Annotated in this window: 13 protein-coding genes; all 13 read right to left on the reverse strand. The window is 41.8% G+C overall.

Annotated elements, in window-relative coordinates; translation table 11 throughout:
- Window positions 1-16 precede the first annotated feature (16 nt).
- The 13 genes from KNL20_RS08040 to KNL20_RS08100 all read right to left on the reverse strand — a co-directional run bounded on the left by KNL20_RS08040 (window position 17) and on the right by KNL20_RS08100 (window position 13,852).
- The gene (locus KNL20_RS08040) at window positions 17-1,813 is read right to left on the reverse strand and encodes an ABC transporter ATP-binding protein (protein ID WP_230397268.1); all 1,797 of its coding nucleotides are present in this window, start codon (window positions 1,811-1,813) and stop codon (window positions 17-19) included.
- Window positions 1,806-3,536, reverse strand: coding sequence for an ABC transporter ATP-binding protein (locus KNL20_RS08045; protein WP_230397269.1), 1,731 nt, complete (start codon window positions 3,534-3,536; stop codon window positions 1,806-1,808). The genes KNL20_RS08040 and KNL20_RS08045 overlap by 8 nt, the downstream gene beginning before the upstream one ends.
- Window positions 3,537-3,736: 200 nt before the next feature.
- On the reverse strand, window positions 3,737-4,573 hold the full coding sequence (locus tag KNL20_RS08050; protein ID WP_230397270.1) for a DUF6179 domain-containing protein: 837 nt from the start codon (window positions 4,571-4,573) through the stop codon (window positions 3,737-3,739).
- Window positions 4,574-4,605: 32 nt separating this feature from the next.
- Window positions 4,606-5,148, reverse strand: a complete 543-nt coding sequence (locus KNL20_RS08055) for a DUF6323 family protein (RefSeq protein WP_230397271.1) — start codon at window positions 5,146-5,148, stop codon at window positions 4,606-4,608.
- 152 nt (window positions 5,149-5,300) lie between these two features.
- Window positions 5,301-6,089, reverse strand: coding sequence for a zinc dependent phospholipase C family protein (locus tag KNL20_RS08060; RefSeq protein WP_230397272.1), 789 nt, complete (start codon window positions 6,087-6,089; stop codon window positions 5,301-5,303).
- Window positions 6,090-6,100: 11 nt separating this feature from the next.
- On the reverse strand, window positions 6,101-6,679 hold the full coding sequence (scpB, locus tag KNL20_RS08065) for an SMC-Scp complex subunit ScpB (protein WP_230397273.1): 579 nt from the start codon (window positions 6,677-6,679) through the stop codon (window positions 6,101-6,103).
- A complete protein-coding gene (locus KNL20_RS08070) occupies window positions 6,666-7,463 on the reverse strand; it encodes a segregation and condensation protein A (protein WP_230397274.1) in 798 nt (265 codons plus the stop codon). Before KNL20_RS08070 ends, scpB begins: the two co-directional genes overlap by 14 nt.
- A 72-nt stretch (window positions 7,464-7,535) precedes the next feature.
- Window positions 7,536-8,336 (reverse strand): metallophosphoesterase, encoded by an 801-nt coding sequence (locus tag KNL20_RS08075; RefSeq protein WP_230397275.1) that lies wholly within the window; start codon window positions 8,334-8,336, stop codon window positions 7,536-7,538.
- Window positions 8,337-8,388: 52 nt separating this feature from the next.
- Window positions 8,389-9,360: a hypothetical protein gene (locus KNL20_RS08080; RefSeq protein WP_230397276.1), complete on the reverse strand. Its 972-nt coding sequence runs from the start codon at window positions 9,358-9,360 to the stop codon at window positions 8,389-8,391.
- Entirely contained in the window at window positions 9,347-10,855 is a 1,509-nt protein-coding gene (locus tag KNL20_RS08085; RefSeq protein ID WP_230397277.1) for an MBOAT family O-acyltransferase, read from the reverse strand. The genes KNL20_RS08080 and KNL20_RS08085 overlap by 14 nt, the downstream gene beginning before the upstream one ends.
- Window positions 10,856-10,864: 9 nt before the next feature.
- Window positions 10,865-11,092: an acyl carrier protein gene (locus KNL20_RS08090; RefSeq protein WP_230397278.1), complete on the reverse strand. Its 228-nt coding sequence runs from the start codon at window positions 11,090-11,092 to the stop codon at window positions 10,865-10,867.
- 40 nt (window positions 11,093-11,132) lie between these two features.
- Entirely contained in the window at window positions 11,133-12,332 is a 1,200-nt protein-coding gene (locus KNL20_RS08095; protein WP_230397279.1) for a diaminopimelate decarboxylase family protein, read from the reverse strand.
- Between the two features lie 2 nt (window positions 12,333-12,334).
- A complete protein-coding gene (locus tag KNL20_RS08100; protein WP_230397280.1) occupies window positions 12,335-13,852 on the reverse strand; it encodes an amino acid adenylation domain-containing protein in 1,518 nt (505 codons plus the stop codon).
- Window positions 13,853-14,010 lie beyond the last annotated feature (158 nt).

The following is a 14,010-nucleotide window of genomic DNA, read 5'->3' on the forward strand; positions in this document are numbered from 1 at the left end:
TATATCCTTACCTACGTTATGCAAACTGTGAATTATAAAGGGATGCATAAAAACCATTTGCCTTTAACAGTTCCGTATGACTCCCTTGTTCGACTACATTTCCATCTTTTATAACAAGAATAAGATCTGCATTCTGAATCGTGGATAGTCGATGTGCGATAACAAAGCTTGTGCGTTCATGCATCAATTCCGACATAGCTTTTTGAATTTTAATTTCAGTTCGTGAATCAACATTAGAAGTCGCTTCATCAAGAATCAGGATACGGCTCTTCGAGAGCATGGCACGTGCTATGGTAATCAACTGCTTCTGTCCTTTTGAAATATTAACTCCGTCATCGGAAAGAATGGTATGATAGCCATAAGGCAGACTCTCTATAAAGGAATGTATCCTCGCAGCCTTTGCCGCCTCCACCACTTCTTCCATCGTTGCATCCTCACTTCCATAAGCTATATTATCAAAAATTGTTCCATAGTACAACCATGTATCCTGTAAAACCATTGTATAAGAACTTCGCAGATTATCTCTTTTTATATCACGAATATCAATCCCGTCTATAAAAATCTCACCGGTGTTTACATCATAAAACCGCATCAGCAAATTAATGATTGTGGTTTTTCCCGCACCTGTAGGCCCCACAATCGCTACAGTCTGGCCTGGTTTCGCGTGCAGTGACAGATCATGCAGAATTATTTGTTCAGAATCGTATCCGAACCTGACTCTTTTAAGCTCCACATCACCGGATGGATTTGAAATATCTTTTGCGTCCGGTCTGTCTGCCTCCTCCGGCTTCTCATCCATAATTCGAAAGATACGTTCCGCAGCTGCAAATGCAGATTGGAATTCATTGATAATATTGGAAAATTCATTAATTGGTCCGGAAAACTTTCTGGAATACATAATAAACTGGGTAACACCGCCCATGGTAATAAACAGCATGGATCCTTCTGGTACGCTTCCATTCTGAGATATCAGGTAAAGAATTCCGCCAAATATCATAATCAGGGAGATTGAAAGATTGTTGATAAAGTTTACAGAAGGTCCAAGCATCGCTCCATAATATTCAGCATCGTAATAGGCATCTACTGCTTCTTTATTGCGCTTATCAAATCGCCCGGTAATCACATCCGCCTGATGGTAAGCCCCAATCGTCTTTGCGCCTGAAAGCATCTCTTCGGCATACCCGTTTAATTCCCCAAGTTTTCTGGAACGCTTTCTAAAAAGTGGCTGTATCCTCTTCGCCTTCTGCCGTGTGAATATGATTGTCATAGGAACTGTGACCACAAAAACCAAAATTAAGGGTTTTGATATAATAAACATAAAATACAACGAGCCAAAAATCGTATAAATACTTGCCAGAATCTGGACAAGATCCGTAGAAAGCGTTTCATTTACTGTATCAACATCATAGGAAATCCGGCTGATTATATCTCCCGTAGTATGTTTATCAAAGTATGAAACGGGCAAGGTCGTGAGGTGCTCAAAAAGCTGTTTTCTCATGGTGTAAATAATTTTTCTGCTTAACGTAACCATCGCATAGTTCAAAACCCAGGCCAAAGCCGCCGAAACCACATAACATACCAGCATCTTCCAGAAGTTCTGCATAACCACATCCATCCGTACGCCTATCTTATCTGAAATTGCATCAATGGCATTTCCCAGGTAACGTGGTCCAAGCAAAGCCAGATAATTGGAAGATACCGCTAAAAGAAGTCCAGTAAATACAAGCTTCCACTGTTCTTTCATATAGCAAAGCAAACGCTTTAAGGTATACCATCCGTTTTTTTGTTCCGGTATCGTATCTCTCTTAGTCAAGGAACATGCCTCCCATCTGCGATTCACTGATTTCCTGGTAAATGGAACATGTATTCATCAGGTGTCCGTGATCTCCTTTTCCGATAACCCGCCCTTTATCTAATACGAGAATCAGATCACAGTTCCTCACAGAACTGACTCTCTGAGCCACCACAATCATTGTCATATCACTTTTCATATGTTGTGAGATGGCTCTTCTGAGGCTTGCATCTGTTTTATAATCCAATGCCGAGAAAGAGTCATCCAATATCAAAATGTCAGGATTTTCTGCCAATGCACGGGCAATCAGCAGGCGCTGTTTCTGCCCGCCGGACAGGTTGGTTGCTTTCTGCGTGAGTACATGCCTGTAGTCTTCCGGAAAATCAGTAATAAAATCATTGGCCTGCGCTATTTCTCCGGCACGGGCAATGTCCTCCATTTCTATTTCCCGGCCGAACCGAATATTTTCTTCAATCGTTTCCGAGTAAAGAAAGTCATTTTGCATAGCAATACCAAATTTTTGATGTAACTGTTCTTCCGGGATGGTTCTTATATCCCGGCCGTCAATACGTACGGCTCCGGAATCCACATCATAAAACCGCATTAAAAGACTGATTAGCGTTGTCTTTCCACTTCCGGTGGCACCGATGATTCCCATAGACTTTCCCCGTGGCAATGAAAAGCTTATGTTCTGCAATATATCCCGCCCTTTGCTATATGCAAAATCCACCTGGTCGAAGACAATATGGCCATTCTCATGCTTAGGTGGATATTTACTTTCTGAATGCAGCATAAGATCCTCAGGTGCATCCACTACCTGCTGAATTCTGGAAGCGGAAGCAGAACATTTGGTATACATCATAAACATACGGGTAATTGATATCATGCCTGTAGAAATCATGGTGAAGTATTGTGTAAATGCCACAATCTTACCTGGATCGGTCTGATGTCCCATCACCCGGCAGGCACCTATTAAAACAACAAATGTAATCCCAAGATTCATCATAAGATTCATGACCGGATTGGCAGTTCCCATAATCAAACTTGCCCTCTTCTCATTTTCCACAAGCTTCTGATTCACCTGATCATACCTTTGCTGTTCTCTTCCTACGTTGGAAAGAGCTTTAATCACACGAATACCCTGTGAATCTTCGCGAACCACACGAATCATGTTGTCCATGGATTTCTGTACGTTGGAGTAAAGTTTTACTCCCAGTGTTGAAATGAAGTAGACGAGTATAAAGATTACAGGAAGCACCGCAATCATAACTAACGAAAGAAATGGGTCCATGACCAATGTAACAATAATTCCACCCAAAAGCAAAAGTGGTGCCCGCACGCCCAACCTCTGTATTCTGTTTATAAAGCTTTGTACGTTATATGTATCTGTTGTGATTCTGGATTCCAGAGACGGAATTGTGAATGTATCAATCTGTTTCGCTGAAAGAGTCATTGTGCGATGGAACAGGTCATGGCGGATTTTTTCGGTACAGTCCCGCGAGACTCTTGACGCCATGCGGTTTGCCTTGACATTACAGATAAGCGCGGCCAGGGCAAAGAAAATCATCAGGCATCCCCACGCGCTAATCATGGATACCTTTCCATTGGCTGGAACAATTGTATCGAGAATATAGCTTAAGATATACGGAAGTGCCAATTCAGACAGTGTTCCTATCGTTTTGATTGTCAGCCCGACAAACATGATGCCGATATATGGTTTTATGTAGCGATATAAGTAGTTCATCTTTCTTCCCTGGAGGTGTTCTGCGTACGCAGAACACCTTTTACAAAGTGCAATTATTATATTTAATGCCGCCTATACTAGTACTTTAAGAGTACTTTAGATTTTTCTTAATTCACTATACATGAATTTTCTCCAATATGCAATACTGGATTAGCTAAAATAAAACGAATGGTCACAGTTCATCCATAGCGAGATGAAGCTTACTCTTCACACATAAATACCTCTTCCAGATTGCCATTCTCCATGCCATTCCTAATTCGTACAGCATAATCTCCCGCACGGACTGCAAAATATTCCTCTGCTTTTTTATCTACCATCCTGGAACATAGCATCCTGATATATCCTTTCATTTCCCTTTCTATCCCTGCCTCTTCACTGTCTTCAAATTGATACCGGATTATCCTGAGTGCTTTTCTGTCCAGCCTCAGCAGGCTGACCGGCCTTTCTGCTATGATACATCCTACAGCCTGGAGAATCACCAACTCACATATATTGTCCGGATAAGAGATTCGATAACGCTCCTGAAATTGAAGTAAGAGTCCCCGGATATTTTCTTCAGGAAACTGCGCCAAAAACTCTCTTTCCATGTTTATATCCAAAAGATATTCATAAATTCTGTCTACACCAGAGATATTGCTGTCGGGCTTATAGGTGGGATAATCCAGTGTTAACAGATGATCCTGGGGATTAAATTCAGCATCATACCGCAGAAAAAAAGCGGGCATTCCATCCAGAATTGTTTCTCTGTAACTCCTGCATCCATAATCTCTGAAATCGTCCAACATTGTGTTATACAACTCTCCTGCTTTTTTCACCTTTTGGATTACTGCTTCATATCCCTTACTATAAAATAATTTCAGATCAATTTTCCCATCTGTCAATTGTGTATCACCTGCATGTATCCACTCATCAATGCAGTAAACCACAGCTTCTGCCAGCATATTCGCTGTCTCATAAGTTACTGAGCTGCTTTCCTTTGAGGTATATCTTCCCATCAGTCTTGTGATAAGCGGTAATAGTTCTTCCTGATTATACAATGCTCTATCCCCCATTTTAAAATTTCATATATTCAACGCCAGCATAAGTCTTTTAAGACCTCCAGGTAAAGTTCTTTATCCCATCTCTTTTCCTCGCTGAAATTCTCATATACATTCCTTCCGCCAGTGCTGCGATAACCATCATATCCTGCACGAACCGCGGTTGCGAATCGCTCCAGGCAAGTCCCTTCCAGGTAATCCAGATCCCCGAAGCAGACAGTCTCAAACTGTTCATACATAAAGTTCAAAAGTTCCTCATCTGTCAAAAGATCTTCCGATTCATTTTTAAAGCTAAAGAAGATGTCCTGAAGCCGCGTAAGGATCTCAAGGTAATCCACCTGATTGATATACTGGGAATCACAGAACTGAAAAATCAATTGGGGTAATATGCTTTCACTGAACTCAAATCTTTTATGCACCTTAAGAACGGCATTTTTTCTGATAATCAATTCCCTTGCATCCTCCGGAGTCAGCATTAGTCCGAAATTCCCGGTTTTCTCATTACAAGCAAGCAATTGGTAACAGTCTTTCTCCTGATTTTTTAATTGGATCAATTCAAAAATATTCTCCTCCATAACACACCCCGCTTTTCTGGTAGTTTGTTTATTATAGAGCCGGAATACCTCCATTACAAGTCTTTAAAAGAGGAAAATTCTGTGGTATAATATTATTAAGCAAAGGGAAGAAAAAGAGGAATGGACATTTTACACATGACCATTCCTCTTTTTCAGCAAAAATTCCTATGATATCTTCCTGATAGTTTTGCTCCCTGTGACAGATAGTCTGCCAGATTCTCCAACAGATCCGGGGCTTCATCTAAGGTGTTTTCGTATAACAGAAGCAGATTTTCTACCGCAGACTTTGCTCCCGGATCCACCTTTTTCCTTAACACCTGATCAGAAATTGCGACCTCAACTCCCATAGCTTTCATTCCCAGCAAAAGCCCGTTTCTTAAAAGGACGTGCTGTTGATTCAGAAGATTTGAATAAAGCTTCATCCCTTTTAACGCTTCAACTAAATCCTCCAGTGCTATGTTGGGGTAACACCTCAGAATAACCTTGTTGCCGGGAGTCACGGGGCAAATTCCCGCAGAACGGTCATAGGTAAATGGATTTTTATGGTCCTTTAAAAGAAACACTCTGTCTAACTCTGCCTCCTGTTTTGCATGCGTCACACCGATTTGCTCTGCATACTCGTTAATATATGGGTGGCAGGCGGAATCTAAAAGAAAATGACAGGCAAACCCCATAAGGTAAGCCATCAAACCACCTTCCGGTCTCTTTTGATATTGGCTTCTGCATCTAATTAGAAACTCATCCGCATTTCTTTCATGAATTTTATGTCCCATACTGACAATTGGATTTGTATATAATGGATGATAAAAATAAAAAATATCCGGTCCCTGAAGCCCCGTCAGATAAAGCTTCTTCTCCTTGCGAATCACTTTTTTCAGATCACCTGAAAGATGCCGGTACACATCTTTTCCGAACCGGTCATGTGTATAAGTTGCAGGCATATAAGCACCTCCTATATATCCACTTTGATTTGAATCTCCTCTTCCGCTTCCGCTTTGAAATCCTCCAGCTTGACTGGGCTGATTACGGGAAGGTTATCTGTAGAATCCACGCCAAAGCTTCTTAAAAACTCTTCCGTCGTACCAAATAATATAGGGCGCCCCGGCGCATCCAGTCTGCCTAATTCCTGAACCAGATTATATTCTATTAGTTTATTCACCGCATGATCGCTCTTAACTCCGCGGATTTTCTCTATCTCTGCTTTTGTAACAGGCTGCTTATAAGCGATTATGGACAGTGTTTCCATCATAACGTCACTGAGTACCGCCTGCTTTGGCTGCAATGCCACATTGACCAGATAATCATAGTATTCCTTTTTTGTGCACATCTGATACACATCTTCCAGCTCTATAATTTTAATTCCCCGGTCTTCGGCTTCGTAATTCATCATCATCTGGTGTAATATCCGCTTTGTAGTATTTACATCACAGTTAATTGCCCTGGCAATTTTGTCCACCTCCACAGAATCACCCATGGAAAACAGGATAGCTTCGATTGCCGCTTCCAAATGTTTCACATCATTCGTATTCATCTTCAGCTTCCTCCGTATACGCTTCTACAGTGGCATCTTCGGCTTCCAACGACTCAATCTGAATATCCCCAAAAATCTCTTCCTGAGAAATCTGTATCTTTCCGGTTTTCATCAGTTCCAGAACAGCCAGAAATGTAACAATTATCTGGAATTTACTGCATTGCTGCTCCAGCAGATTTTTAAAACTGAACTTTCGGTTTTTAACCGCATACCGTTCTACGTATGTCATCTTTTCCGGTAAAGAAATCTCCTCTTTTTCTATCTGACCAAATTTACTTCGAATCGGGTCAATCTTATCTTCCTGCCTTTTCAGTATCGATTCAAAGATTTTATGCAGCTTGTCCAGTGTTATTCCGTTCAGAAGCTCCTGCGGGTCTACAGGTACCTTGTATTGCTTAACCTCTTTTGGCAGTGTCGGCTCCTTGTAGATGCTCCTGGATGCTTCAGCCATTCGGTCCCTGAGTTCATAGGACATGTACTTATACATCTTATATTCCAGAAGCTGACGGACAAGTTCATCCCTTGGATCCTCTTCCTCTCCATCCTCATTTATCTCCTTGGGAAGCAGCATCCTGCACTTGATATCAATTAATGTAGCCGCCATAACCATAAATTCACTGACTACATCCAAATCTTCATGATCCATCTGCTGTACATATTCCAGATATTGATCTGTGATCTCCACAATCGGAATATCGTAGATATCAATTTTATTCTTTTCAATCAGATGCATCAGTAAATCCAACGGCCCTTCAAAAACCGGCAGTTTCACAGGAATTCCCATGTCGCTTTTATTCCTTTCCGTCAATGACCAGACTGTACCTAAATTCTAACTTTTTCACACGAAATTTGCAAGTCATTTCCCGATAAATTGAATTTCAAGCGTCACCAGTTCTCTGGGGTTGAAAAATCTAAGCGGTATCGTATGTTCTCCAAGCCCGGCACTGACTATCATTGTTCTTCCATAAGCGTCGTCAAATCTTCCATGACAGTACTTATAAATCAAATTAAAATTGGGGCTGATTAATCCATAATGCTCTCCAAAGCGTATCACTCCGCCATGGCAGTGCCCCGATAATGCCAAATCTGCGCCCCAGTTTAAATATGTCTCTCTGTATTCCGGATTATGTGCCAATAATATATGATAATCATTCGGATCCGGCTGTCCGAATATCTGGTTCAGTTCAAAGACAGGCATATCTGCTTTGCTATAACGTTGATAGTACTTTTTGTCGGCTTCAAATCCGTGGATAGCCACGGGGATTCCCCGAACATTAATCCTGGCTGTCTGATTGATCAGATAATAAACACCGGCTTCCTTTATTGCCTCTGAAAATCGCTCATACATATCCCCATATATATCCGGGTAGATTCGAAGCCGGTACTCATGATTCCCATTGGCATAATATACAGGATATCTGCCGGCCACATTCTTTATAAAATCTATTGCAACATCCATAGGATAACCCGGTTTCCCTACCAAAGTATCGCCCCCAATTAGAACAGCATCCGGATTCTGCAGCTCTATAGCACGAATAAGCTCCTGATTCTTATTTCCTATAGACACATTGTGTAAATCGCTCACAAAAACGAACCGCAGGCGGGCAGCCTGAGGTTCGGTCGATAAACGTTTTGTCAATTGGTATGTTGTAGTCATAAACTTTTTTCTCATAACGATATCATACTATATTTATAGCCGGACTGCAACATTATTTACACAGCAAGTCCCTGGCGAGGCATCTGGAGAACCCTTCTGCCGTATCTCCATACATATGCCCCTCCTGATCTGCAAAATCATCGATGCCGCGGCTGTATCCTTCATCCTCCTTCAAATTATAATTGAGATAGATTAAGTCTTTATCCGCCAGATACCCTTTCAAATATTCATATGCCATCTTATAATTTTCGGGATAGAGGGCACAGGTTTCTTCCGGTACAGGTGTAACCACTACTGTGAGTTGAATCTTCTGCTCTTTACAGTAGTCATACAACTTTTCAAACCATTCCACATTTCTCGGATTCAGATTATCATCCTGCCAGAGATTCAGCGGATCCACAGGTGCCTTCTCTGTCTCCACACGGTTTCGCTTTATAAATCCGTCCTTTCTGCAGGTCTGCGCCGCACTATCAAAAGGAGCAAAAGAATGATTTTTGTATTCATCCGACTGCTTTCGCTTTATGATTTCTCCCATATTCTTTACCTGATTACGATAAAAATACCAGGGAAAGAAGGTTGATCGGAAATCCCCGTCCAGAAGCTTATCCTTCCAATAATAAAGTTTTAGTCCCGATACGGGGAACTCTTTTAGATATGAAATGTACTGACCATTTTGTCCGTCGCCTGTCACCCAGTAACCGGGATCCAGTTCATAAATCACACGTTTTATATCATGTACTCTGTCAGCCTCTTTTACAAGATAGTAAGAATCTATTGTGTATTCTCCACCCTGACAGGAGTTAAAAGTTTTTGTTCCCATGACTTCATCAAGAACCGCCGGATCAATTCCACATTTCCCATGCGATGTACCGACAATAAGCTGATTTACCTTGTCCGCCTCCATGTGATACATCTCGGCTTTCGAATATGTATAAGGATACAGTGCATAGTCCAGTGCTCCATTAATCAAAATCACCAGCATCAGAAAAACACCTGCTTTCAGTATCCGTCTAAAATTGCGCATAGATAAAACCTCCTGATGACAAGGGCATCTGACCCATGACACTCAAAGAAAACAGCAATGCCAGGTAGACTGCCATCTTAACAACCAAAGGCTTTTGGGACAAGGACTCCCTAATCTGTATCCCCCGCTCCTGAAGAATGCTGACAACAAACAAAACCATACAGCCAAATAACAGTATGGCCAGAATCAGTTTCGTGTAAGTATTTCCACCTGCAGTGGTTTGAATCCCGGTCAACATAGACCAGTCTGTTCTTGTAAGAGCATTCTTAAACATAGTAAGCGCCTGGCCCACTGTATCCGCACGGTCAAAGAACCAGCTGATGTTTACGAGAAGGAACGTCCTGAGTATCTGAAGCATCACAAACCAGGGTGCCTTGTCATCAATATGGAGTTTCTTTTTCCAGCTTCTGAATTGTCTGGTCAGTAACCCGCTTACGCCTATGATCAGACCATTATAAAGTCCATATGCAATGAATTTCCAGGCCGCACCATGCCAGATTCCCACCAACAGGAATACCACGATATTAGCGATACAGATAGGCAGTGTTCTGCCCAGCTGCTTTCCGAATTTCTTCTTCGCATACCTCCCAAACCTTCCCATAGCTTTGGACAGGGAAAATGGGTAGAATACATAGTCCTTCATCCATGTGCCGAGTGTGATATGCCACCTGTGCCAGAAATCTGTAATTGAACGCGCAAAATAAGGGCGCTTAAAGTTCTCGTCCATCTGAATTCCAAAAAGGTTTGCCACGCCCATAACCACATCCATACCCCCGGAAAAATCCCCGTAGAGCTGGACGGAATACAGCAATACACCGGCTATAGAAAGACCCTGATATGTTTGATAATCATCAAATATTGCATTTACAAAGAGTGCTGCATTGTCTGCCAGAACCATTTTCTTAAAAAACCCCCATAGCATCAGCTGACAGGCCCGCTCCATCCTGTTCCAGTCGAAACTATGGCCTTCATAAAGCTGACTGGCCATGCGGTTATAACGCCCAATTGGACCCTGCATGATTTGTGGAAAAAAAGATACAAACAAGGCGAAACGAAATGGATTTTTCTCCGCATGAAACCGTCCCCAGTAGACGTCCATCAGGTATCCCATGGACTGAAACGTATAAAAGGATATCCCAAGTGGCAGGAGGAAGTTTACAAATGGAAACTCTATTCCTGAAATATGATTGACGCTCGTTATAATCAGATTTGTATACTTCAATATTCCCAACATTCCGAAATTGAGAAATAATCCCAGAATCAGAATTCTCTTCCCTGCCTTTTTATTTTTCCTCTTCTTATCAATCAGACGGGCTGCGCCATAAGTGGTCGCCGTGGTAAACAGCAGAAACACCACCAGCTTTACACCGGATGCCATGTAATATATATAGCTGAAGAGAAGGAGCCATATCCATTGAAACTTCCTGGGAATCAGGTAATACCCGGCAACAGATGTCAGTAGAAACAGCAGAAATTTCACAGATGTAAGTGCCATACACTCTCTTTACTCCTCCTTTAGGCGCAAAACCATGGACCAGAGTGCTTTTGCCGAATTGAAATTCTCAGGAACAATCTCAGCAGGGGTCACAGATACACCGAATTCATCCTCCAGCTCTCCTACAATCGTCAATATTGCGAAGGAGTCCAAAAGTCCATCATCGATTAATGTTTCACAGCCTTCAAAGTCCACATCCGGTACAACATCTTCTAAAATCTCAAGTAATTTTTCCATAATAATTATTTTCCTCTCTCATTCCTGATATATATTGCTATCACCTTTTGACCCTGGAATCATAATTAAAAAAATTGGTCTCTATACGGTCTCTGGCCAGTCTAAGCCCCTTTGCCTCATCATAATATAAAACTTTTGGAAGATCCCTGCTTAAAAACAAAGCCATACATTCGGTAACAGAATATGCACCGGCATTTTCAAATACCAGGGTGTCTCCAACCGACGCATCATGCAGCGGAAGCTTCTTTACAATTATGTCATTGAGTGTACACAGGGATCCACAGATATTCCAGGCGGTATCTTTTTCAGTAACCGGCTGAAACACAGATTTCTTTATCTGGCGGTATGCAGGAATCTTCATTGCCATAGTCTGTCCAAAATAATTAACCTGATGAATACCACCATCCACGATGCAAAATCCCATATCATTATTTATCTTCTGATCCACAATGCTGGTCAGATATCTTCCACAGGAGGCAGCCAGATATCTACCCAACTCCAGATTTATCTTTTTTTCAAAATGTACTTTGGGCAATAAAGCAGCAAATTCCCTTAGCAGCTTAAATTCATCCGTCTTGGTATCCTTAGGAAAGTACTCAACATAAAGTCCCGGGCCAAATTCCAGCACTTCCGCTTCATATCCATACTTTTCCAGGTCACATATCAGACGGTCCATGTACATAAGCTCTTCTTCCAGTACCTCTATCCTTTTTTTCTGTGTTCCTGAAAAATACTGTAATCCGAGAAAATCCAGTGCCGGATAACTGCTTCGTTTCTCAATAATCCTTCTTATAAGTTCTTCGCTCAAACCAAATTGGTTTCCACTGGTGACTCTTAAAAGAACAGGAAGCTTCCTTTGAAAATCCTTCCCTGCTTTTTGCAAATTATCCAGCTGCAGCAGCGATTCTACTGTATATGTGACCTGTTCTCCATACTGCTTTGCTATATACCGGATATCCTTTTCTTCTTTATTGACACCGGATAATACTACTTGTTTCACAGGGACTCCCGCCCGTTCACAGATTGCAAATTCCCCGGGAGAACAGACCTCCAGGTCATTCACCCATTCAGAAGCTGCCTTTACCAGAAATGGATTTGCCTTCATAGCATAGCAAATCTGTGCTCTTTTTCCAAGTATTTTTTGTACCTCTTTCAGTCTGTCCCGGAACCGATCCAGGTCAAAGATATAGCAGGGAGTCCCAAACTTTTCAACCGATTCCTGATAAATACCCACATCCATAATCAGTTTTCCCCCTTATAAATCGCCATCAGCATCTTTCTGTCAATTTTTCCATTCTTCGTCAAAGGAAGCTTGTCCACTGCATAATAACGGTTCGGCAGCATATAGGCCGGCAGTATCTCCCGCAATCGCTTCTGAATCTGTCTCTTATCGACAGCGCCTTCATAATACAGCAGAATCTTACTGTGCTTATCATCATAGAGGCAACAGGAACGGATAATCTGCTCCACCTGGTCCATGGCATTCTCAATTTCACCCAGTTCAATACGGTGCCCCAAATGCTTAATCTGAAAATCTTTTCTGGACAGGAAGTATAATTCCCCGTTCTCGTTATATAAGCCCAGATCTCCGGTTCGGTAGATAATCTCAGGATAAAAAGGATTGCATGGATTTTGTACAAATGCTTGCCTGGTCTGTTCCGGATTATTGAAATATCCAAGAGCCAGTGTGGTTCCTGATACACAGATTTCTCCCTGCTTTCCCGGGTCTGTTACCACGTTATCGGTTTCATCCAGAAGAAACACCTTCTCATTCGGAAAGGCTCTTCCGATCGGCAGCACCTCACCGGGCAGAAATTCTCTTTCAATAATATAATACGTACAGTTACAGGTGATTTCAGTAGGACCATAAAGATTCACATACATGGCATCCGGTATGGCCTGTCTCCAGAGATTTAAGTGCTTCACCGGCATCACTTCTCCGCTGAACATGACTTTCCCAATCCTGGACGGTATCTTATATACAAATCCTTTCAGCGTGGTGATGATGCACAATGCCGAAACGGCCCAGATCAGAGTGGTCACCTTACGTTCACACAAAAAATCTATTAGCCTGACAGGAAATGAAAAATACTGTTTTGGTATTATTTCCATAGTAGCCCCCACCATTAAAGTGGAATAGATATCCTTTACCGAAACATCAAAATCCCAGGGAGCCTGATTTCCGATGACATCCTCAGATGTTATTCCAAAAATATCCGTAAAGTATGTAATAAAATCTATTACACTGCGGTGGCTCACCACCACACCCTTGGGTATCCCCGTGGAACCTGAAGTGAAGATTCCGTACAGCGGATCGATGTCTAAAGTATGATTCCGGATTTCCGCCAGCTTTTTTTCATCGATTTCTCCCTTCTCCAATTCTTGCAGATCATATACAGACCCATCGAATAAAAGTCCCTCTCTGTCTCCGTCATAATCTTTGGAAGTAATTAAAACGCCCGCATCTAAAGTATCAAGTATCTGATGCAGCCTTGCCTTCGGCTGCTTTGTATCCAGTAAAACGTAAAAACAGCCCGCATACACAATTCCCAGGAACAGGCAGATCGTATCCACGCTCTTATCCATGAATACAGGCACCGGCTGGCCCGGCTTCACATATCTGGACAATTTTGATCCGATTTTTCTTGATTTCTCCAATAATTCGCTATATGTACAGGACGTATCAACATCCGCAAATGCTGTTTTATCCGAAAATTTCTCTTTGGACTGTTCCAGGTAATCCAGTATGCTCCTGTTCATCCAAACACACTCCTTTTATATGTATTTCTATCCTCTTAGCAGTAAGTAACAAACTTGATTATAGCAAATATTTTTAATGATATTCAGTTTTATTTCTTACTTTTTCCTTACATTAGAAAGTCAGGTCAGTCAAAAATCAAATAACAAAAGGTGTACCA

Source organism: Novisyntrophococcus fermenticellae, assembly GCF_018866245.1.
In the GTDB taxonomy this organism is placed as follows: domain Bacteria; phylum Bacillota; class Clostridia; order Lachnospirales; family Lachnospiraceae; genus Novisyntrophococcus; species Novisyntrophococcus fermenticellae.